The following is a 22,025-nucleotide window of genomic DNA, read 5'->3' as shown; positions in this document are numbered from 1 at the left end:
GAGCATTTCATGACCGACGCCTTTTTCCACGGCACTGTGCATGAAGCAGGTGAAGATTTGCAGGCGGCGTTACGGGCGGAGCCGGGGGTGCTGGCATTGTGGCAGGCGCTGACGCCGCTGGGCCGCAACGAGTTCATCTGCTGGATCGAAGACGCCAAACAGGCGAAGACGCGCGCGCGGCGTATTTATCGGACGCGCGAGGAATTGCTGGAGGGCAAGAAGCGGCCCTGTTGCTGGGCGGGCTGCGTCCATCGGACCGACAAGGCGCCCGGTAAATGGCAGCAGGCGGTGCTGATCGACAAGAAGAAGGGATAAGCCCCGCCTTAAGCGGGCCGCTCATCCATCAGGATCCGCACTAGCGGCTGCATCTTTTCATCAAACTTCGCCAGCGTCGCGCGTTCGCCAGCCGTTTCGAAATGGGTGACGAAGCCCGCTTCCGTCCATCGATGTAGGGCGTAGGCGGGAGCATCGGCGACGATCATGGGGCGATCATCAGGCTGCCCGGTGTCCATGGGGCGCAGGTCCAGCGCGAGTTGCGGCGCGGTCGAGGAGCAGATGGCGACGGTCGTGCCCTGCCACGGCGCGGCAATGGTGCGGTGGAGATGCCCGCAGAGGATGGCGGCGATGTTGGGGCGGCCCGCGATCGTTGCGGCGAAGCGCTGCACCCATGGCTCGTCGGGATGGGTGTTCATCCAATCGATGCCTGCCTCAATCGGCGGGTGGTGCATGACGATCAGGGTGGGGGTGTGTGCGTCTTCGTCGAGCCGGGCGGCCAGCCAGGCGGCGCGGACTTCGCAGAAAGCGCCACCATGGCGGCCGGGTTCGAGCGTGTCGAGAATGATGATGCGGCGGCCCTCGCTTGCCACCACAAAATGGACGAAGCCTTCGTCCTGCGGGATCTTGGGGAAATGCCGGGCGAAATTGGCGCGGTCGTCATGATTGCCCATCGCCGGCCACACGGGGAAGGGGCACTGACTGAACGCTTCCGCCAGGCGGCGATAGCTGTCGGCATCGCCATATTCGGTAAGGTCGCCGGTGGCGAGCAGCAGATCGGGGCGGTTGGGGCCGTCGATGAGCGCACGAAGCACCTGGTCAAGCCGCTGGCGATTGAATTCGCCCGGATTGTCGCGGTCGAAACCCAGATGGATGTCGGTAACCTGCGCGATCAGCATGGCTAGTCCTTCTCCCTCTTGGCCCGATCTTCCTTGATTGTGGTCCGGACAGGCGTCCATGGCGCGCCATCGCCGACATGATAGCTGTGGCACATGGCGCAGCTCGATGGCACGGGCGCTTTCGACTTTTCCCCGCCATGGCAGGTGCGGCAACTGTCGATGCCCGGCAGAAGCAGCTGGCGCGCGTCGTGACTCTTCGCCGCGGCGTGGCAGCTTTCGCAGGTCTCGGTGCTGTGGGCCTTATGATCGAACCAGCCGTTCATCATGTAGCGCATCGGCTGGTTGATCGGCGTGACGCTCCAGCTGGCACTGCCGTTCGCGCCGGGCGGGGTGACGATATGGCAGTCATAGCAGGCGCCGCCCTTTGAAAAGACGGCGCGGATCGCGTCGTCCGCGCGGGAAGGGCGCGCCGCCTGAGCGCCGAAATAGGCGTGATACACACGGCCCTGTGCATAGTCGCCGGGACGGCGGCGAGCCATGCCGCTCAAGCCGATCGGCTGGGTGGGCGCGGTCGAGCGGTAATAGGCGCGCAGATCCGCGATCACCTGATCGGGCTGCCCATGGCGCAGAGTCCGCACCGTGCCCCCGATCTTTTCGAAGGCAAGGCTGTGGCAGGATTGGCAATCGCGCTCCATGTCCACCGGCAGGAATCGCACGCCGTCTGCCGTTGGGCGATGGCAATCCTTGCAGGCGAGCGCGTCGCCATAGCCGCCCACCATGCGCGCCATGCGAGCGACGCCGCCGGTCTGCGACAGGTGAATGTCGTGCGGAAATTTGAGGCCGCTATCGTCCATCGGTTTGGCGTCGAGTGAGGCTTGGGTGAAGCTCGGCTTCTTGCCGGGATTATAATGGACCAGCGCCGTGAATTGCGGATGTGCGGTCCCGAAATCCCCTGCATCGGCGAGCTTCGTGTCCTTCAGCCGATCCTTCAGACTGCCATGGCAATCGGTGCAGAAAGCCTGGGGCGTCGGCTGCATGGGGCCAGCGCCTTCATGCTCGCGGTGACAATCGACGCAGGCACCCTCCGGGGGTTTGCCGAAGGTCGAGGCGACGAGGTTCAGAAACTTGCCGCCGATGCCGGGCTCCGTGCGCGCCATGGCGATGCGGGCGGCCGGAGCATGGTCATGCACCGATGTGTGGCATGTCTGACAGGCGGAATCCCGGACGGAAACGAACGCCTTTTGATGGCAGGTCTCGCATTTGCCTTCCAGCGCGTGGTGCGCCTGGCTCAAGGGTCCGGAGGACCAGGCCCCATCCCCCTTAATATTGTCGCCCTTCACGCTGTAGATGTTGCGCATGTCGTCGGCCGGGCGGGTGGCATAGCTGTAGATCGGAACGGCAAGGAAGCCGATCAGGATGGCGAGGACGAGGCCCCATGCGGTCAGCCGCTTCGGCGGGGCAAGCCGCGCGAGGGAGAAGACGCGAGCCTCCTCCTTTTCCTCTGAGGCTTCCGAAACGGCATCGACGCGGCGGATGGTGAGGACGGTTGCGCCATCTTCCTGCGACACAGTGATGCGATGCCCGCCGAAGCGCAATTCCGCGCCTTTGCTGACGTCGATGTCGGCGCTGCGGGTAGTGCGGCCCTCTATCTCGAAGCCGAGCGTGCCGGTTGCGCGCACTCGGATCGTGCGGGCGTCCAATTGTTCGATGCGCGCGTGATCGGGCTCCAGCGCCAGGTCGGGCAGGTGGATGTCGCCGGTCGATGCGCGGCCGAGCACCAGCTGCGGCTTGTCAAGCGTCGCGCTGCGGACGATCTCGCGCGCGTCTGCGGTCAGGCTGATCTGGCGGACTGTGAAGCTCATCTGCGCGCTCACCAGTAGAAGAAGACGCTGACGATATGCGCGGTCAGCGCGGCGAGCAGAGCGAAGGTCGCCGGGACATGGACATAGAGCCAGACCTCCAGCAGCGCCTTCAGCCGTAGGTGTCGGCGGAGACGCGCGAGCATCGCTTGCTTGCGTTCGAGCAGGGCGTCGATCCTTTCCAAAGGCTCCTCGCCGGTATCCGGATGATCTCCGGTCCAATGGCGCAATGCCGCCTGCGCGGCGGCAGTAGCGCAGCGCGGGTAGCGGCCGGAAAGCCGCGCGATCAGGCTGCCGCCGAACGGATCGTCATCCAGCGACAGGCGGACCAGACTGGCATGGGCCTGGGGCAGCGGTTGCGCGGCATCGTGCAGCTGCCGGTCGATGGCGCGGATCGCTTCGAGCATCTGCACCTGCGTCATTTCCGCGCGGTTGTTACTGAGCGCGGTGGGGAGCGTCGCATAGACGATGATGCCGAACAGGCCCGACAGGATCACCAGCATCATCAGGACATAGGCCAGCGTATGGACGTTCCAGCCCAGCTGAAAGCCCGTGTGCAGCGTGCCGATGACGATCAGGCTCAAACCCAGATAGACATGCGCGCTGGTCCAAGCCTTGAGCGACCAGCGGCCGCGTGTCATGGCCCTCTTGCGCAGGCCGAGCAGCGTCAGCCACAGGATCAGGCCGACGCCGATCGTCCCCAGCATGTAGCCGTACCAACTGCCGCCATTATGACGCGGCGTGATGTCGATCATCAGATAGCTGGCGATGACCAGCAGGCAGAGAAGGCCAGCGATCTTCAGCCAACGAAAATTGGCGTGACGCAGGAAGCCGTCATGCAGGGTTTCGCCCTTGGCGCGGCGAGGGGAGGGCGCGCGAGTGGCCATCAGTTCGCTTGCCCATCAAGCCGGGCAACGGTGAGGAAGTCCTCAGGCGATACGCGAATGGCAGCGCCAGTGGGACAGGCGCGGACGCAGGCGGGACCGCCGTCAATGCCGGAGCACATGTCGCATTTGATGGCTTTTTTCGGCTTTTCGACGCCCGGTTCGGCGTTCTTGTAGCGCCATTTCTTCGACGGCTCGCCCGGGCCGGGCCCTGCGCCGAAGAACATCCAGCTGAGCAGGCCCGGCTTCTTGGGCGGCACGCTGTCCATGCGGATCACGCCATAGGGGCAGTTGCGCTGGCAATTGCCGCAGCCGATGCAGGTCTCGTCGATGAAGACCTCCCCATCCGGGCCGCGATGGATGGCGTTGGGCGGGCAATCGGCCATGCAATGCGGATGCTCGCAATGGCGACAGCTGGTCGGCACATGGAGATGGGCGTAGGTGCGCCCGGCTTCCCGGTCGAGGCGGGACAGGCCCTCATGACTGTCCGCGCACGCCTTTTCGCAATTGTCGCAGCCCACGCACAGATGCTCGTCGATCAAAAGCACGTCGGTGGCTTCGCCGATGCCGTTGTCGACCAGGAATTTTGCCGTCTCCGAATACATGTCGACGACAGTGGAGAAGCTGTCCTTGCGGCTTTCGATGAAGGCGTTGACGTCCTGCCGCGCAGCCATGTCCTTGCGGGCTCGCTCCAGCAAGGCAGGCTTGGCGGCCATCAGCCGGGCAAAGGCGTCGCCGTTCAGCTTGATGACTTCGGACTTGACCGTGGCCTTGACCGTGGCGGTGCGGGGCCCGCCCGCGATCAGCGCCATTTCGCCGACATAGGACCCAGCGGGAAGGTAGGAGAGGAAGACTTGTCTGCCGCCGATCTTCTTCTCCACGATCATGGAGCCGACGCGGATCACATAGATGTCGTTGCCGAGATCGCCTTCGGTTAGGATCGCCTCGCCCGCCTTCACCGTCTGGATTTCGGCCGTGTCGAGCACGTCGGCGAGATCGGCGGGCGTCAGGCCAGCACCGAACATCTGGAGCAGCTGCCGCTCGGTCGAGATGCGGGTGATGGCGCGCTTGGCGGGCGGGTTGGACGACATGAGCTTCAGCGCCGCCGTCCGTGACACCTCCACCATGATCGAGTCCGTGCCTGCGCGCAAGGTGGAACCGCGGCGGCGGCCGGAGATGAGGCCGACCTCGCCAAAGATGCTGCCCGCCTCGATCGGTACATTGGTTCCGGGAGCGACCTCCACCAGCGCCTGACCCCCCGCGATGCCGAAAAGCGATGAGCCGGGGTCATGCTTTTCGAAGATCACCTCGCCAGCGCGGTAGGCGCGGACTTCGCTGTCCAGCATGAATTCGCGCATCTGCAGCGGCGACAAGCCTTCGAGGATGGACACGTTGGTGCGCAGAAACTCCAGCCATTCCGCGACCGAGCGCTTTTCCGGCAACCCGGCGAATTTCGCGGCGAGAATGGGTTCGTCGGCAGGCTTCAGGTCACGATTGCCGTTGATATATTCGACAACGTCATAGCCCTGGTTCATGCAGTGCTTGATCAGCGGATAGCCCGCCAGCGCGCCGATGACGAAGATGCCGGGCGCGGTGCTTTCGAACACCGGCGAGAGTTTGGGAAAAGCCAAGCGGTCGCTGCTGGCAAATTCGACGCCGCAGCTTTCCACGAACGCGCGCGGCGGGGCGGAGCCCATGCGGGCGATGATGCGGTCGCATGGCACCTTCACTTCGCCGTCGCGGCTGTCGAGCGTGATGAAGCCGGGCTCGATCTTCGCCGTGGTCGATTCCGTCATGATCGAAAGGCGTCCGGCTTCGGCGGCCGCCATCAGCGCCTTGACGTTGGCGGGCTTCGCGCTGGCAAACTCCGTTCCCCTGTTGAGGATGGTGACGACATTCCCCTGCGCCTCGTCGGCGGCGAGGCCCATGGCGTTTTCGATCCCCGCGTCCCCGGTGCCGACGACGAAAATATGTTCGTCATTATAATCGGCGGGGTCGTCCAGCTGATATTGCACATGCGGCAGGTCGGCGCCCGGAACCCGCATCAAATTGGGATTGCCCTGGGTGCCGATCGCCATGATCACCGCATCGGCGATGATTTCGCGCCCGTCCGTCAACGTCAGCCGGTAGGGCGGGGCGAGGCGCTGGATTTCCTTCGTGTCGGTCGTGCCGTCGCGCTTGCGCTCCACGATCTTCTGCACGCTGCCCGGGATCGGATCGCCGGTGCCGGTGATCGCCTTCACCTCGGCATTATAGGCGACGTTGATACCCTGCGCGGCGGCCTGCTCGTTCCAGCGGCCCAGGATCGCTTCCCGCTTGCCAGCGTCGAAGTCGAAATCGGAACGCAGCACGAGCTGGCTGGGCGTCGCCATCACATGCTTGCCCTTCTGATATTTGAAGATCGTGTCGGACAGATGGTCCGTCTTTTCGATCAGAAGATGCGGGATGCCCAGCTGCGCCGCGCGCGCGGCCGCGCTCATGCCCGCCGGTCCCGACCCGACGATCGCGATACGCACGCGGTCAGTCACTTATGTCCCCCCTCTTGCGAGATCACCCGCAGCCCCGGCCATGCCCCTGCCGGTTTATGATGCGCGGATCAAGTCTTTGGGCACTCTATCAATTCCGCTGCGTCACGCTAGAGAGCAGTTGGTGATTATCGGGGGTGGTTGAGTGGCGAAGCTGAGCGTGGGGCGAGTGGCTCTGATCGGGGCGGCCGGGCTGGCGATCGTGTCGGTCGGCTATAATGTCTGGCGCGACCGGCCGCAGGAAAAGGAAAGTGCCGTTTCCGCGCCCTTCGCTGCGGCGGGGCAGCAGCCTTCCGATCCGGAAAGCGTCATCCGTGGTCTTCAGGAGCGCGTTGGCGCCAATCCCAACGACGCGGAAGGCTGGCAGATGCTCGGCTGGGCCTATTTCGAGAGCAGCCGTCATGCTGACGCCGCCCGCGCTTATCGCCGCGCCGTCAAGCTGGCCCCGGATAATGCGACATTCTGGTCATCGCTCGGTGAAGCGGTGGTGATGGCGAGCGAACATGACCCGATGCCACGGGAAGCAGCGGACGCCTTCGGCAAGGCGGTGAAGCTCGATCCCAAGGAGCCGCGCGCCCGCTATTTCCTCGCTGTCCGCAAGGACCTTGCCAAGGATCATGAAGGCGCAATCCGCGACTGGCTGGCACTGCTTGCCGACACCCCTCCCGGCGCGCCGTGGGAAGCCGACTTGCGGCGGACGATCGAGCAGGTCGGCAAAATCAACGGCATCGACGTCAAGGACCGTCTGGCAGCGGTAAAGCCCACTGCGCCGCATCCGCCCATCGGATCGGTCGCCACAGCAGCGATCCCCGGGCCAAGCCGCGAGCAGATGCAGGCCGCCGCGCAACTCCCCAAGGGGCAGCAGGACGCGATGGTCGAAAACATGGTGTCGGGGCTGGAAGCCAAGCTCAAGGCCAATCCCGCCAATGTCGACGGCTGGATCATGCTGATGCGCAGCCGCATGACGCTGGGCGAAACGGCAAAGGCACAGGCGGCCTATCAGGCCGCGCGGAAGGCCAATCCCGCGCAGGCCGGAAGGCTGCGCGATGAGGCAAGGCTGCTTGCGGTGCCGGGGATTTAAGGAGGGATAACTCCCCCTCCCGCAAGCGGGAGGGGGCGGGGGGTGGGCCAGCGCAAGGTCGCTTTGAAGGCTCAGGCAAAAGCTCGCTTCGCTCACACCCACGCCTAACCCCTCGCGCCTGCGGGGGGGGGACTGTTTCAAATGCTAACCGGGATCATCCCGTCTCCTGTCGCGGAACACTCGCCCCCTTCGCCCGTTGCCTTCCTGAAATGACAGCAGACCCAGCGATCTTCGATCCGCCGCCCGATTCAGTGGCCTTCTACACCGAAAGCCTCCAGCATCTGGTGGAATCCGGCATTCCCTTCATGCTTTCGGGCACCTATGCCTTGGGCTGCCACACCGGCATTGTGCGGCCGACAAAGGACCTCGACGTCTTTTGCAAGGCAGGCGACGCTCCGCGCATCCTCTCCTATTTCAAGCACCTCGGACATGAAGTCGAGTTCGAGGATGAGCGCTGGATCGGCAAGGTCTGGCGCGGCAACAACTTCTTCGACGTGATCTACAATATTTCCTCGGCCAGTGTTCCGGTGACAGAGGAATGGTTTCGCGCCGAAGATCATGCCGAAGTTTATGGCACCACCGTCCGCATCACCCCGCCGACCGAGTTCATCCTGTCGAAGATCTTCATTCAGGACCGCTATCGCTATGATGGCGCCGATGTCGTCCATGTCATCCTGCGCCAGCATGAGCGGATCAACTGGCAATGGCTGCTCGACACGATGGAGCTGCACTGGGAATTGCTGCTGATCCATCTGCTCAACTTCCGCTTCATCTATCCCACGGAGCGGCATTGCATCCCGCTATGGCTGTTCGAGGAACTGTTGGGCCGCTTGCAGACGCGGGCGGAATTGCCGGTGCCCAATATCCGCGTATGCCGCGGGCGGCTTCTGTCCCCGCGCGACTATCTGATCGACATCACCGAATGGGGCTTCGCCGATGTGGTCGGCAAAGGCCTTGAGGAGAGCCATGACCGCAACAAATGAACCCAGCCGTCATGAAGGACTGACACTCGCCGCGATCGGCGACCTGCATGTCACCGACACGTCAGAGCATCGCTACCGGGCGATGTTCGAGGAGATTTCGGAAAAGGCCGACATATTGGCGCTCTGCGGCGACCTCACTAATTTCGGCAAGACGCGCGAGGCGGAAATATTGGCCGAGGATCTGCGCGCCTGCACCATCCCCACCGTCGCCGTTCTCGGCAATCACGATTATGAATGCGGCCAACCCGAAGAAGTCGCGCGCATCCTGCACGGCGCTGGCGTCACCGTGCTCGACGATCAGGCGGTGGAGATAAAGGGCGTCGGCTTTGCCGGGGTGAAAGGCTTTGTCGGCGGCTTTGGCCGTGGCGAACTGGGCGCGTTCGGGGAAAAGGGCATCAAAACCTTTGTCGAGGAAGCGATCAACGAGGCGCGTAAGCTCGAAAATGCCCTGCGCTCGCTGCGGACCGACCGCTGCGTGGCGGTTCTCCACTATGCGCCGGTCGTCGATACGGTGGAGGGAGAGCCGCCCGAAATCTTCCCTTTCCTCGGCTCTTCGCGGCTGGCGGAAGCGATCGACCGTTTCGACAATGTCCGTTTCGCCGTGCACGGCCACGCGCATCGCGGCGCGTTCGAAGGGCGCACCCCACGCGGCGTCCCGGTTTATAATTGCGCGCAATTTGTGGTGTCGGAGCGTTTCGACCGCCCCTACGCCCTGATCGCGCTGTGAACGCCGCCACGATCGCGCCGATCCGGTCGCATTTGACGCTTGCACCATTCTGGAATGGGCAAGAATGCACCAAATCGGTTATGGTTTGGGAGCAATTCGCAACGACATTGCCTTAGGCCTGACGCCTGACAAGCGTCGTCATCCACGGCGCAGGGCGGCGTGGGGCAGATGGATTTCAAAGGGGCTTTGGCTGGGCTGAAGGCGATCGCGGCGGCGGCAACGCTGCTCACAGCCTGCTTTCCCGCCGCCGCGCAGATGGCCGGTGCGGGGGACGGCGCGTCCGCTCCGCTGATCGACCGGGATCGGCAGGATCGCGTGCAGCCCAGCATCGCGCCCGCGCCTCCGGTCACGCTCGCCCCACCTGGGCCCGCCGTCGCGCCCGCCGCCAGCCCGGCCAGCAGCATCATGCTGACACGCGTCCATTATATGGGCGCATCGCTCCCCGTGCCGCATCTCGACAAGGCAGTCGCTCCCCTGATCGGGCGGCCGCTGACCCGAGAAACGCTTCAGGCCGTGGCGAAGGCGGTGGGCGACGCCTATGCGCGCAGCGGCATCGCCTTTTATTCCGTGTCCATCCCGGCACAGGTGCCCGCAGGCGGCCAACTGATCGTGAAGATCGTCGAGGGGCGGGTAAAGGAATATCGGCTGGCGGGCATGTCCCCCAGCATGCCGGTCCGCTTGATCGAAGCCCAGATGCGGCGGGTGAAGCACGACGCACCGCTGCGCAAAGCCACGTTGGAACGCGCCCTGGGCCTGCTGCGCGACATTCCCGGCCAGACCGTCGAAGCACGCGTCCGCCAGGGTGCGGGCGAGGGCGACCTGATCCTCGACCTCATCATAAAGCGCAAGCAACTCGAAATCGGCGTCCTTATCGACAACAGCGCGGTCAACAATGTCATCGACGGCGTTCAGGCGCAGTTGACCCTGACCGCCAACGGGATTCTGCGCGAAGGGGACAGCACGCGCATCTCGGGCTATCTGCCCTTCTATCCCGAACGCTATCAATTTTATTCGCTAAGCCACGCAACCCCGATCGGCAGCAACGGCACCACCCTGTCGGCCAATATCGCCCATATGAAAAGCCGCGTCCGCGACCGGCCGATCGAAGGCGAAGCGACGCTGGCTGGCGTCACGATCAGCCATGCGCTGGTCCGCTCCAACAGGACGAACCTCACCATCAATGCCTCGATCGACGGGATCGACAGCAGCAATTATTTCCTCGACGTCCGCTTCGGCGATTACCGTTCCCGTGCGGTGCGGCTCGGCGCATCCTGGTCGCATTCCGATCAGACGCAGGGGCAGGCGCTGTCCGCCGTCGCCAGCCGTGGCATCGGCCTGCTCGGCGCGCGCGCCTTCACTGGCTTTTCGGAAAAGATCTTCACCAAGGTCAATGTGCAGGCCGTGGTCGTGCGAAGCCTGTCCAAGCGTGTTGCCGTCAAACTCAACGCGAGGGCGCAATATTCGCGGGACCAGCTGCCCTCGACCGAACGCTTTTCGCTGGGCGGCACCGGCGCGGGCATGGCCTTCCCGATCGGCATCCGCGCGGCTGAAAAGGCGGTGGCGGGCTCCGCCGAGCTAAGCTGGACGCCCGTGCGCACCGGTATTTTGCAGAAGACGACGCTTTTCGCCTATGCCGATGGCACGGCGGCCCATGCGGTCGCGCGGCCCTTTTACCGTCTTCCTGCCGAAAATTTTTCGCTCGCATCCGCTGGCGGCGGAGTTCGGATCGGCATCGGCAATCAATGGCGGGCGAGCGTGGAATTGGCTGTGCCGGTAAAGCGCGTCGACAGCGCGGATTCCCGCCGCGCGCGCGTCTTCTTCGGGATCGGCCGCGCCTTCTGATCCCTTTTTGCGTGTACGCAAAGGAAAGATGAAAACATGAACAATGTGTGGGAAGTGTGGCCGTCCGCGCTGACGGCCGCGGAGTGCGACGCCATCGTCAAACGGGCGGACTTCTATGCCGACCAATCCGCCACTGTGGGTTTCGAGGACAGCAGCCGCAGCGATCATGCCTATCGCTCCTCCACTATCCGCTGGTTCGATCCATTGCGGGAAAAGGATATTGTCGACCGGCTGATGCAATTTGTCGGCGCATCCAACCGCACCAATTTCGGCGTCGACATCGTCGCTCCCTATGAAGTGCAGTTCACCGAATATCACGCCACCCAGCATGGCAAATATGACTGGCATCAGGATGTGTGGCTGGAATCTTCCCGCCCCTTCGACCGCAAATTGTCGGTGGTGGTGCAGCTGTCCGATCCAGAAGATTATGAAGGCGGGGCGTTCGAATTTTTCTGCGTGGCGCAACCCGCCGCCACCTTCGCCCCGCGCGGCAGCATGCTTATCTTTCCATCCTTCCTGCAACATCGCGTGCTGCCCGTGACGGCGGGGCTGCGCCGGAGCCTCGTGACTTGGATTGAAGGGCCACGCTGGCGTTAGTGCCGGTCATCGCTGCGCCTCTTGGTCGACGGAAAATCCCCTCTCCCCTTCAGGGGTCGGCCAGAGGCACGTGACTCTGGCCAAGGTGCCGAGCGCAGCGAAGGCGGCAGAGGGGACCGTAACAGGCGATCGTCGCTCCCCTCTCCCCAACCCTCTCCCCTAAAGGGGAGAGGGAGAAAGCCTTCCGACTGCCCATTATTTCTAGCCCCAAGTCCGAACACAAATCGAACCATAATGGACAAACCTCAAAAACACCCCGACCTCGCCATCTTGCGTATCAGAACACAGCCCAACCCCAATTTCCCCAACCTAATCAGCCGATCCCGACGCACAGACCGCAATCGCAAGCCCTTTGCGTATTCCTTCCCATGCTTCCCTGGCTGCTCCTTCGCACCTCCCCCCACCCAAAGCCCGATGTCACCAGATCGGTGATTTTAGAAGAAGCCGTAAGGGAATGCCGTGCTTAGCCTTGTGGCCTTGCGATGATGTTCGCATTGAACAGGGAGGTTCTAGCATGTCTTTGGTTGGGCCAGCGCGGTCAGGGCGGCGTCTGCTGCTTTGCGCCACGGCGATTCCGCTTTTCCTACTTGGCGCCTGCTCCGATGGTGTGGGCTTCAGCGTCCGTACGGCAGGAGGCAAGACGCCCTCCGGCCCGTCGGGTCCGACCAGCCCCAGCGGGCCCACTGGTCCAAGCGGCCCAGGTGGTCCGAGTGGTCCAAGTGGCCCTGATGGTCCTAGCGGTCCTGGTGGCCCGAGCGGACCAGGCGGTCCCGCTGGCCCGAATGGCCCCACTGGCCCGGGCGGCCCAGGCGGTCCAGATGGACCATCCGGCCCGAGCGGACCCACCGGACCGGGCGGCCCTACCGGCCCAACTGGCCCCACCGGTCCAGGAGGTCCAACCGGTCCCACCGGCCCCGGTGGCCCGACTGGAACCAGCGATGGCGCACTGATCGGCGTCAATCTGGGCGGCCAGCTGGTCGCCGGTCCCACCGGCCCCGGATCTCTCGTCGGCGTGAATGTGCTGACTGATCAGCCGAACGCCACCGGCAACCTCGCGACGGTCGGCCTGCTGAATGGCGATGGTACGGTCGTGGACGTGGCCCTGCCCACAACGGTCGGCGGCGTTCAGCAGGGACTGGCGCCCGTCGGCACGCTTGCCGGAACGCTGCTCGGCGATCAGGTGGGCGGCACCGTCACTCAAGTGACCGACAGTCTTGCGCCGGTGGTGGCGACGGTGACGTCTGCCGCTACTCAGGTGACGGCGCCGTTGCTCGACACGGTGAACGGCGCGCTTGCCCCGGTCACGGGGGCGCTCGTCGGCGATGGCGGTGCGCTCGCTCCCGTAACCGGCTTGGTCGAAACGGTCGCAGGCGGGCTGACGGGCGTGCTGGGGGGAGCAGGCGGAACGCCGGGCGGCCTGCTCGGCGGACCCCTGCTCGGGGCAAATGTCGGGGGTCGGGCCGTGCCCGGCCCGACCACCAGTGACACGCTGGTCGGCGTCAATCTGCTGCCGTCCGCGACCGCTCCGGCGCAGGGGCAGCTGCTGACCGCCGAAGTCCTGACGCAGGGGACGATCGTCGATGTGGCAGTGCCGACCACCGCCGCAGGGGTGGAGGCCGGACTTGCGCCGGTCGGCAATCTCGTCGGCGGCGTTCTGGGCGCTGAAGCGGGCGCCGCGGTCGATCAGGTCGTGACCGCTGCCGCGCCGGTCGTCGCCACCGTCACCTCGACCGTCGACAGCGTCGTCTCGCCAGTGCTCGACGCCGTCAACGGCCTTGCCCCGGCACTCCCCACCGGCAGCGGCAGCACGGGCGGCGGATCACTGCTTGCGCCAGTGACAGGCCTGCTCGGCGGCGTGGCCGCGCCGTCCACGGGCGGTCAGGGCCCCGCCGCTCCGGTAACGGGCCTGCTCGGCGGTCTGCTCGGCCGCTGACCCTTTGCCTCTCCCGCGCACCCACCGGCACGGGGGAGGGGGGTGAGGAGGCGGCAGGCCCGCCGCCTCCTCATCTTATCCTGTCTGGCACTTTGCAAGCTGGTCCCGCGAAAGGATTCGCCCTTGATGAAGCTCCATCAGGCCGAGCATCTGCTCATCATCTGCCTTAACAATTTTCATGCCATCGAAGCCGCCTACGGCCCGGATGCCGCTCGCGCCGCCATCGATCATCTTTGCCATCGAGCTCGCCAGCACCTGGGCCGCATCGGCCTGCGCAGCGCCGACGGCAGCCGGATCATGCTGACCGCCCGCTATCCGCTCATGCAGAGCCTGCCCGTCGAGCGGCTGGTTGAGAAGCTGTGCGAAGCGATCGATGGCGAACCCTTCCGGTACAATGGTTGCGACATATTGCTGTCGGTGTCGGCCGGGCAGGCCTTTGTCGGCGAACATCTGGGCCGTGCACAGGAAATGGAGGCGAGCGCCCGGCTCGCCGCCTCCACATTGCGGCAATTGCAGATCGTCGTCCGCCGGGGTGAAGGGGTCGCCCTCTACCGGCGCGACATGGAGCAGGCCGCCGCACTCCTGCGCTGGGTGCAGGATGGGGAGGCCGTCCTGAGCTGGCGCCCGGTATCCCGCCCGCGCGATGGCAGCACCATCCTCTATTATGAAGCGATGCTGCGCCGCGTCGGCGAAAATGGCGAGCAGATGGATTGCGCCGCCCACTACGCGGCGCTCGAACGCCTCGGCCTGCCCCATCTGCTCGATCGCTTGCTGGTACGCGACGTGATCCGTGAACTGGAGGCGGACCCGGTCGCCTGCTTGTCGGTCGCCGTCTCCCCGCACAGCCTGTCGAGCAACGTGCATGGCCAGGGTGCAGGCTGGACGGACCTGATCGACCGTTTGAGAGGGGATCCCAGCCTTGCACGCCGCTTGGTGATCGAGATTGGCGACAATAGCGGCATCGCCTGTTTTCGCGACGCGCTCGCCTTCGTCCGGACCTTGCGCGGTCTGGGCGTGCGGATTTCGGTCGCCCGCTTCGGCTCCGGCCAAGCTTCCATCGGGCAGTTGATGGCCCTTTCGCCCGATGTCGTGAAGCTGGACAGCCCCTTCATGCGCACGGCTTATGAATCGGAACGCAACCGGCTGCGCGTCGGCCATCTTCTCGGCCTGGCCCGCACCATGAGTTCCACCGTGATCGTCGATGGCGTGGACTCGCCATGGCACCTCCATATCGCCGCTGAAGAAGGGGCGGAGTGGGTGACCGGCTCGCACCTCGGCCGCCCAAGCGCACGGCGCGGCTGGACGAAGGGAGATCGCGTCACGTCGCTGAGCACTTTCACCAGCGCCCTGCATCATCGCCAGTTCAGCGAAAAACCGGCGCGCCACGTGGCGCAGAGTCTTCTTTGCGTGCACGCAACGCGCGCCACTTCCACCATTTCGGATTCGGTCTGATGAGCCAGGCAGCCGAAACGCCGCTAGACAATCGCCAGCAATGGAGGAAAGGCCGCATGGCGGGATTGATACGCGACATCATGGCGACGCTGTCCCGCGACAATGGTGCAGCCCGTCCGGCCGCCGAACTGGAAGCGCTCAGCCGCCTGGATGATCGCTTGACCAGCTTTGCCGGGGACAGGATAGACAGCCGCGCGCCGATGCTCATCCGCCCCGCCGACTGCGTGGTGTGGGATGGCAACCCCCGGGATCAGCCGGGCCTCAACCCCGACAGTTGCCGGTCGCTGATCGAATCGATCGCGGCCGAAGGCGGCAACCGCATCCCTGTGCTCGTGCGGCTGAACCCGCAGGCGTCGGAACAACCCTATCAGCTGCTGGTCGGCAGCAGGCGGCGCTTCGCCATTGATTGGCTGAACCATAATGGTCGCCCGGAACTGCGCCTCAACGCGCTGGTCGTCGAATTGTCGGACGAGGAAGCCTTCCGTCTCGCCGACATAGAAAATCGGGAACGCGCCGATATTTGCGAACTGGACCGGGCGCGCAGCTATCAGCAGGCGGTCGACCGCTTCTATGGCGGTGTCCAGTCGCGCATGGCCGAGGCGCTAGGCCTGTCGAACAGCCAGCTCAGCCGCCTTCTTGCCCTTGCCCAACTGCCCGAAGAGGTGATCCAGGCCTTCGCCACGAAGGAGGAGTTGAAGGTTCGCTATTCCGAACTGCTGACGCCGCTCTTGCGAAGGCATGAGCAAAGGGCCGACCTGATCGCCGAAGCGCGGATCATCGCGCAGGAGCAGCAGGCGCGCGCAGCTGGCAACGGGGCGATGTTGGCGTCCGCGACGGTCCTGTCCCGGCTGCGTCAGGCGGCGGCGCGGCGGCCCAGGGAAAGCAGCGACATGGAGATCATGGCTGGCGACGACCGCATAGGCCGGGCACGCGTAACCAAGGGCGGCGTCGTGCTGGATCTCACCATCGCCAGCGACGCCGATCTCGACCTCTTGTTCGCGCATGTGCGAGAAGCCATATTGGCCGCGCGCGCCTTGGCATGACCAAGGCGCCGGGCGGAGATTTGCGTGCACGCAAATCCCGGACGTGGACGCGCATGGGCTTGTTCATTGCGCAGCATTAAGGGCTGGTTCAAGCTTATTGGCGATAAGTAACTTGCACGGCCGAACGGCTTTGCGTAAATTATATGGCATCAGTTAAATCGGCTGGGTTGATCGCCATATGGTTCATATGGGCGACCGGCCCGTCCTGCTACGCCAGGTAGCGAGTGAGAGGATCAAGCAATGGCGACATCGTCGGACTATCGTCTGGGAGAATTCACCTTTCCACGTGGCTGGTTCATGGTGGGTGAAAGCGCCGAGGCGACGAGCAGCCCCAAGGCGATGCGCTATCTTGGCCAGGACATGGTGATGTACCGTGGCGAGAGCGGGCAGGTCTATGTGACGGAGGCTTATTGCCCGCACATGGGCGCGCATCTGGCGAAGAACACGACCAGCTACATCGTGCGCGACGGCGAGCAGGTGGTGGGCGATTCGATCCGCTGCCCCTTCCATGGCTGGCAGTTCGGCCCTGACGGCGCGTGCAAGAACATTCCCTATTCCGACTTCGTGCCCAAGGCGGCGAAGCTCAAGACCTTCCCTGTGGTGGAACGCGCGGGCACGATCTGGATCTGGCATGATCCCGAAGCGCTCGAACCCAATTTCGACCTGCCCGATTTCGGCGGCCATTATGATGCGCCCGGCTGGGTCAACTGGAAGATCGACTTCATGGGCGACCTCGACATCCACCCGATCGAGGTCGTGGATAACATGGCCGACTTCGGCCACTTCATCCCGATCCATGGCGCCAAGGACTTCGTCTACTTCGCCAATGAGTTCAAGGATCACATCGTCCATCAATATTATGCCGCCGGACACCGCACGCTGACGCTCAACCCGGAAGACGTGCTGACGCTCGACACCTGGTACACCGGTCCCTCGATCCTCCAGTCGGAGATGGAAGGGACGTTCGACAGCTTCATCCTCATCACCCACACGCCGATCGAGGATGGCAAGATCCGCGTCTGGCATGGCCTGATGGTGCAGGTGAATGACGGCTCCGCGCCCGTCACCGACGAGCTGCGCGCCGCAGCCCTCGAATATCAGGAAGGCAGCCGCCTTGCCTTTGCCCAGGATGTCGAGATCTGGCAGAACAAGAAAGCTTGTTTGAACCCGCTCGTCATCCCCAATGACGGCCCCTATGGCAAGGTGCGGACCTGGTACAAGCAGTTCTACAATCCCCGCGACAAGACCCCCGACCTGCACAAGCGCACCAACGGCATGCATGTCACACTCGACAAGCGCAGTTCCACGCAGGCGGCATAAGGTCGAAATATCCAGCGCCGCCGGAAAGGCTGGCCTATGGTCGGGCCGTTGATCATAACGGCCCGGTCCTTTTGATTTTACCGGGATAGCGGTTGCGTCAAGCGACCGGAGCAGGAGGCATGAACATGGCGACTTTGGCAGTAGATGCTCAGGATTACATGCGGTCGATGGGGCATGTCGCCCTATTCTATCCCAATAGCGAAGACGGCCCGGCAGCGGCCAAGCTGCTGAAGCTGGCAGGGTTCGTCGAAACGCAGATGCTGCCTTTCCCCCAGGGCAATTTCTATCGCTTCGTGGTCCATGACAGCAACCGCAGCCGGGGCGACGGCATCGTTTATCTTTCCGCTCTTCCCGCGGCGCAGGCGGCGGTGAACAAGGCTGCGCGCGAAGCGCTCGGCTATGGCACGGACAAGGAGCATGAGGCGGTCAAGGCCCTGCGCGCTGCTGTCGACGCTGATCCTGAATATACCTTCCACGTCGGGACGCTGGTGGACTCGTTCGAAGCGATCGAGAAGATGACGCTCGACTTCATGGATGCGAACGAAAATGATCCCGACCTAAAGGGCCGCCTGAAGGTCACCGTCAACCGTCCGCGCCAGGGCAATGAGCAGATCGACGCGCTTCTGGACGCGTCCCCCGCCTTCGGCAACGTCACCCGTTACGCCTATGGCCGCAACGGCCTGCAGCTGTTCGTCGAAACCGACCTGTTGTCGAGCGGTCAGATCGGCGACACGCTGATCCTCGAATTCGACTATGTGTGGCCCGGTTATGACAGCCACATCCTGTCGGTGGTCGAACTCTGACATAGCTTAAGGGGAGCAGGCCGCGCTTCGTCGCGGGCTGCTCCCTCCAGAGCGTGATCGTCTTACACGAACGCACCGCAGAGGCTCCTTTCGGTCACCCCGGGCTTGACCCGGGGTCCCGCTGTTTCAGCAGCCTCAGGCAAGAAGCGAGACCCCGGATCAGATCCGGGGTGACGATCAATCAAACCTCGTCGTGCCCTATCCCACCATGATCAGCGTCAGATTGTCACGGCCGCCTGATGCAAGCGCGGCGGCCATGATCGCGTTCATGATCTCGCCCCGCTCTTCGCCCATATATCCGGCGATCTGCGCATCATCGAGCTCCGCCGTGATGCCATCGGAACAGAGCAGGAAGCGGTCGTCCTCGGCAAGGTCCACAGTGCAGAAATCGATCTCGACCTGATGATCGACGCCCAGCGCGCGGGTGATCACATTGGCCTGCGGATGATGCGCCGCTTGGTTTGAGCTCAGCACGCCTGCGTCCAGCAACTGCTGCACCACGCTATGATCGTGGCTCAGCCGCTGGAGTTGCTGCGCACGGAAACGATAGACCCGGCTGTCGCCCGCCCAGAAGACATGGGCTTGATCCTGATCGAGCCACAGCCCCGCGACAGTACATCCGCCCCGCTGTCCTCGCTCGGTCAAATGCGCATGGATCGCCCCGTTGGTCGCCTGCAATGTCCGGGCGATGGCAGGGGCGTCGATCGGTGCCGCATCCTCGCACAGGGCCGCGAGAGCGCGCACGGTCATGGTCGCCGCCACATCACCGGCATCATGCCCGCCCATGCCGTCCGCCACTGCCCAGAGCCTATGTTCGGGCGCTTCCAGATAGCGGTCTTCGTTCAGCAACCGGACCTTGCCGACATGCGTACGGGCGGCGGAGCAATGGGGCGCGCCATCCGCCGGATCATCGCAAGCGATGCGCAGCGCGCTCATCGGCCTTCCTCTTCCTGCTGGGCGCTGACCTCGCCATAGGCCGTAACGAAGGCGTCGTTGAGCGTCCCTGCCTCGCCCTCCAGCTCCGCTGCCAGCGCCGCGTGGCGCCTGGACGCTTCCTCCCAACAGACCGCCGCCCGGCTCTTGAGCAGCGATCCCTGCCCCTCCGTAGCGGCGGCGATCGCTTGTGGATCGAAGCTGTCGACGGCAGCGGCGAGGCTCTGTTGAAAGCCGTGGAATGTCGCCACCAGATGCTTCTTTATGTCCCGGAACGACGCGTTCAGAGCGTCCGGACCGGACAGGAAGCTCCCTTCGCTCGCCAGCAGCAGGTCGATGGCGAGCCGCTGGGTCGGCGCCCATTTGAACGGGTTGTTGTCCGCGCTGGTGATGATCGTCTGGGCCAGCTGATATTGTCCCCGCACCCGGTCCCGCTCGGCCAGAAGGTCGCCGACACCCAGAACCATCTGGCGATAGACCGCGCCTGCGCGCCGCAGGATTTCCGCCGGGTCCTCCGCACCGAACTGCGCCGCGTCGATCCCTGCCCCTTCGCAAAAGGCATCGAACATCGTGCCGGCGGTGATCGGCGGGACGCTGGGTCCATCCGTCCAGTCGCTCGGCACATCGATACGGTGGCCAAGCGGTGGCATCATGAGCAGCGTGCCATTTTCCGGCGATCCGCCCGCCGACGCCTGTGGCGCATGATCGGCCGCCAGGCGGTAGCGGCCAAGCAGGATGGATTGGGGAAGGTTCAGCGCAATATCCTCGCCGATCGGCAGCCGTTCCTCCGTCGCTGCGTCGAAAACCCCGTTTGCGCCGGTACAATGGAGCAGCAACTGCCCATTTTCGACCCGCATGCTGAGGTGCGACCGGGAAATCTCCCGATCCGGATCGATCATCACCCAATCCGACGCAGGATCGCGTCCCACGGTCAGCACCCCCTCCGCCAGGAAGCGGGCATCGACCGGCGTCAACGCATCATCCTTGTTGAACAGGCGGAATATGTACATCAGGCGGCTCCCTTGCGTGGCGCTGCATCGGCCGACGCCGCAGGATCGATCCGCGTCATCAACATCGCCCGTTCCGCGTCCGCCAGGGCCGTGGCGACATATTCCTGCCGGTCGGCCATGGATGCGACCATGCGGTTCATGGTGTCGAACAGGTCGCCTATCTCATCCTTGCGCCGGTGCGAAATGCGGAAGGAGAGGTTGCCTGCCGTCACATCTTCCATCGCCCGTTTCAGGCGGCGGAGCGGGCGGCTCCATATGCGCACGCTCGCGGCGGTGCATAGGCCAAGTACCAGCGTCACGAAGATCGCAAACCCCGCGAAGAGCAGGCTGGCGGTGCGTTGCGCCCGGTCCAGCTGCCCGCGCTCCATCACCACATCGACCTTGCCGAACGGCACGCCTGCATAGCGGACCGGCTGCACGAAGCGCATGCCGCCGTCTGTCAGCGTGACCGCCGATCCTGCGGTTCGGGGGAGGGGCATTTCGTCCGCCGCTGCTCCCGGCCGGTATCGGGTGCCGAGCAGCCGCGGGTTGCTGGCCGCGCGGATGATGTCATGCTCGTCCGCGATGACGAGCTTGCGCAGGCTCGGATCACTCGCGGCGGCGACTGCAAAGGCTTGCAACGGCGCCCAATCCTGTTCGGTCGCCGGGCGGCCCGCATTCTCCGCCACATGCAGCGCCGCATTGCGGGCGACGAAGGATGCGATGGAGGAACCGGAAGCCAGCGCCATGTCCTGCATGACCGCCTTTTCCCGCTGCACCACGAAGTTGATCCCGCTGCCGAGCGCCAGCAGCACCGATGCGGCCAGCAGCAACGGCATCCGGTAGCGCTGGACCCATCCTTCCTGCCGCTGGTCCATCTCGCCTGTCGCCGCGTCATATTCGCGGCGCAGGGCGTCTGCCACCTCTCCGGCATCGGCGAAGCGCTGGTCGGGCTTCTTCGCCAGCAATTTGGTGATGAGGAACCGCAGCCCCTTCGGGCAATCGGGCACGTGCCGCGCGATTTCCAGCGGCTGTTCCTGCGCGATCTGGATGGCGAGGGTGGCAAGCCCGGCGCCCGTGAAGGCGACCCTGCCCGTCACCATTTCATACAGGACGACGCCCAGCGAAAACAGGTCGGATCGCGCGTCGACCGGCATGCCCAGCGCCTGTTCCGGACTCATGTAGCGCGGCGTGCCCAGCACGGCCCCCGCCTGGGTGCGCGCGGCCTGCCTTTGGGCCGACGATGTGTCGCGGCCGTCGATCCGGGCGATGCCGAAGTCGAGCAGCTTGGCGGTTCGGCCACTGCCGCAGACCAGGATATTGGACGGCTTGATGTCGCGATGAACCACGCCCTGGGCATGGGCATAGGCAAGCGCGCTCGCGATCTGCGCGCCCAGCAGGGCGGCCTTGTCCGCCGTCATCCGCCCCTGCGCCGCGAGCATTTCATCGAGCGGGCAGCCGTCGATATATTCCATCGCGATATAGGGCGTGCCATCGGCCTCGCCCACATCGTAGATGGTGACGATATTGGCGTGGCTCAGCATCCCGGCGGCGCGGGATTCGCTCAGGAACCGGCGCGTAATCTCGCTGTCCGCGCGAAATTCCGGCTTCAGCAGCTTGATCGCGATGGGCCGGTCGATACTCGGGTCATGCGCGCGATGGACATGCGCCATCGCTCCCTCGCCGATCAGCTCATCGATCCGGTAGCGTCCAACCCAGGTCATCGCCGTGCCTTTACCGTTGCCTGCAGCCGCCGCGCGCGATCTAGGTCACGCTTGATCAGCGCATTGCCGGGGTCCAGGCGCAGCGCCTGGTTCAGCAGTCCGACCGCAGTGCCGATCTGCCCCTTGTTCAGCGCGGTGAGCCCTGCCGATCGCAACTGGGCGGCGCGGCGCGGGTCGGCTGTGCGCGGCGTAGCGGCAGGCGCCGGCGGAGCGGGCGC

Annotated in this window: 18 protein-coding genes and 1 pseudogene; 11 read left to right on the top strand and 8 right to left on the bottom strand. The window is 64.5% G+C overall.

Annotation, left to right across the window (positions count from 1 at the left end; translation table 11 throughout):
- Positions 1 to 9 precede the first annotated feature (9 nt).
- Positions 10 to 315: a YdeI/OmpD-associated family protein gene (locus NCHOL11_RS13145; protein WP_097093011.1), complete on the top strand. Its 306-nt coding sequence runs from the start codon at positions 10 to 12 to the stop codon at positions 313 to 315.
- Between the two features lie 8 nt (positions 316 to 323).
- Here the strand turns inward: NCHOL11_RS13145 and NCHOL11_RS13140 are convergent, their stop codons facing one another.
- From NCHOL11_RS13140 to NCHOL11_RS13125, 4 genes are read right to left on the bottom strand one after another with little or no spacing between them, the layout of a single operon-like run.
- Complete coding sequence (locus NCHOL11_RS13140; RefSeq protein WP_097093010.1) at positions 324 to 1,172, bottom strand: metallophosphoesterase; 849 nt, start codon at positions 1,170 to 1,172, stop codon at positions 324 to 326.
- A gap of 2 nt (positions 1,173 to 1,174) precedes the next feature.
- Positions 1,175 to 2,986 carry a cytochrome c3 family protein gene (locus NCHOL11_RS13135; RefSeq protein ID WP_255254824.1) on the bottom strand — a complete coding sequence of 604 codons (1,812 nt, stop codon included), beginning with the start codon at positions 2,984 to 2,986 and terminating at the stop codon, positions 1,175 to 1,177.
- Positions 2,983 to 3,858 carry a hypothetical protein gene (locus tag NCHOL11_RS13130; RefSeq protein WP_097093008.1) on the bottom strand — a complete coding sequence of 292 codons (876 nt, stop codon included), beginning with the start codon at positions 3,856 to 3,858 and terminating at the stop codon, positions 2,983 to 2,985. The genes NCHOL11_RS13135 and NCHOL11_RS13130 overlap by 4 nt, the downstream gene beginning before the upstream one ends.
- Entirely contained in the window at positions 3,858 to 6,335 is a 2,478-nt protein-coding gene (locus NCHOL11_RS13125) for a cyclic nucleotide-binding domain-containing protein (protein WP_441339509.1), read from the bottom strand. The genes NCHOL11_RS13130 and NCHOL11_RS13125 overlap by 1 nt, the downstream gene beginning before the upstream one ends.
- A 190-nt stretch (positions 6,336 to 6,525) precedes the next feature.
- Between NCHOL11_RS13125 and NCHOL11_RS13120 the strand changes: the two genes are divergently transcribed.
- From NCHOL11_RS13120 to NCHOL11_RS13070, 10 genes are all read left to right on the top strand, one after another.
- Positions 6,526 to 7,461 (top strand): TPR domain-containing protein, encoded by a 936-nt coding sequence (locus NCHOL11_RS13120; RefSeq protein ID WP_255254822.1) that lies wholly within the window; start codon positions 6,526 to 6,528, stop codon positions 7,459 to 7,461.
- A gap of 209 nt (positions 7,462 to 7,670) precedes the next feature.
- Positions 7,671 to 8,444, top strand: a complete 774-nt coding sequence (locus tag NCHOL11_RS13115; RefSeq protein ID WP_097093006.1) for a hypothetical protein — start codon at positions 7,671 to 7,673, stop codon at positions 8,442 to 8,444.
- Complete coding sequence (locus tag NCHOL11_RS13110; protein ID WP_097093005.1) at positions 8,428 to 9,171, top strand: metallophosphoesterase family protein; 744 nt, start codon at positions 8,428 to 8,430, stop codon at positions 9,169 to 9,171. The genes NCHOL11_RS13115 and NCHOL11_RS13110 overlap by 17 nt, the downstream gene beginning before the upstream one ends.
- A gap of 168 nt (positions 9,172 to 9,339) precedes the next feature.
- A complete protein-coding gene (locus tag NCHOL11_RS13105; protein ID WP_097093004.1) occupies positions 9,340 to 11,013 on the top strand; it encodes a ShlB/FhaC/HecB family hemolysin secretion/activation protein in 1,674 nt (557 codons plus the stop codon).
- 36 nt (positions 11,014 to 11,049) lie between these two features.
- On the top strand, positions 11,050 to 11,610 hold the full coding sequence (locus tag NCHOL11_RS13100; protein ID WP_097093003.1) for a 2OG-Fe(II) oxygenase: 561 nt from the start codon (positions 11,050 to 11,052) through the stop codon (positions 11,608 to 11,610).
- Positions 11,611 to 12,124: 514 nt separating this feature from the next.
- Entirely contained in the window at positions 12,125 to 13,543 is a 1,419-nt protein-coding gene (locus tag NCHOL11_RS18405; RefSeq protein ID WP_217991080.1) for a hypothetical protein, read from the top strand.
- Between the two features lie 126 nt (positions 13,544 to 13,669).
- On the top strand, positions 13,670 to 14,995 hold the full coding sequence (locus tag NCHOL11_RS13085; protein WP_097093002.1) for an EAL domain-containing protein: 1,326 nt from the start codon (positions 13,670 to 13,672) through the stop codon (positions 14,993 to 14,995).
- A gap of 56 nt (positions 14,996 to 15,051) precedes the next feature.
- A complete protein-coding gene (locus tag NCHOL11_RS13080; protein WP_097093307.1) occupies positions 15,052 to 16,038 on the top strand; it encodes a ParB/RepB/Spo0J family partition protein in 987 nt (328 codons plus the stop codon).
- A gap of 240 nt (positions 16,039 to 16,278) precedes the next feature.
- On the top strand, positions 16,279 to 17,358 hold the full coding sequence (locus NCHOL11_RS13075; RefSeq protein WP_097093001.1) for a Rieske 2Fe-2S domain-containing protein: 1,080 nt from the start codon (positions 16,279 to 16,281) through the stop codon (positions 17,356 to 17,358).
- A 125-nt stretch (positions 17,359 to 17,483) separates the two neighbouring features.
- The gene (locus tag NCHOL11_RS13070; RefSeq protein ID WP_255254821.1) at positions 17,484 to 18,161 is read left to right on the top strand and encodes a hypothetical protein; all 678 of its coding nucleotides are present in this window, start codon (positions 17,484 to 17,486) and stop codon (positions 18,159 to 18,161) included.
- A gap of 198 nt (positions 18,162 to 18,359) precedes the next feature.
- On the opposite strand, the gene NCHOL11_RS13065 is transcribed toward NCHOL11_RS13070, so the two are convergent.
- From NCHOL11_RS13065 to NCHOL11_RS18220, 4 genes and pseudogenes are all read right to left on the bottom strand, one after another.
- On the bottom strand, positions 18,360 to 19,097 hold the full coding sequence (locus tag NCHOL11_RS13065) for a PP2C family protein-serine/threonine phosphatase (protein WP_097092999.1): 738 nt from the start codon (positions 19,095 to 19,097) through the stop codon (positions 18,360 to 18,362).
- Entirely contained in the window at positions 19,094 to 20,104 is a 1,011-nt protein-coding gene (locus tag NCHOL11_RS13060) for a type VI secretion system-associated FHA domain protein (protein WP_097092998.1), read from the bottom strand. Before NCHOL11_RS13060 ends, NCHOL11_RS13065 begins: the two co-directional genes overlap by 4 nt.
- Positions 20,104 to 21,807 carry a protein kinase domain-containing protein gene (locus NCHOL11_RS13055; protein WP_097092997.1) on the bottom strand — a complete coding sequence of 568 codons (1,704 nt, stop codon included), beginning with the start codon at positions 21,805 to 21,807 and terminating at the stop codon, positions 20,104 to 20,106. The genes NCHOL11_RS13060 and NCHOL11_RS13055 overlap by 1 nt, the downstream gene beginning before the upstream one ends.
- A pseudogene (locus tag NCHOL11_RS18220) lies at positions 21,804 to 22,025 on the bottom strand (LysM peptidoglycan-binding domain-containing protein); the annotation flags it as partial. The pseudogene NCHOL11_RS18220 and the gene NCHOL11_RS13055, both read right to left, overlap by 4 nt.

The sequence above is a fragment of the Novosphingobium sp. Chol11 genome (assembly GCF_900218065.1).
Lineage (GTDB): Bacteria > Pseudomonadota > Alphaproteobacteria > Sphingomonadales > Sphingomonadaceae > Sphingobium > Sphingobium agri.
This window is presented reverse-complemented; position numbering and strand designations above follow the sequence as displayed.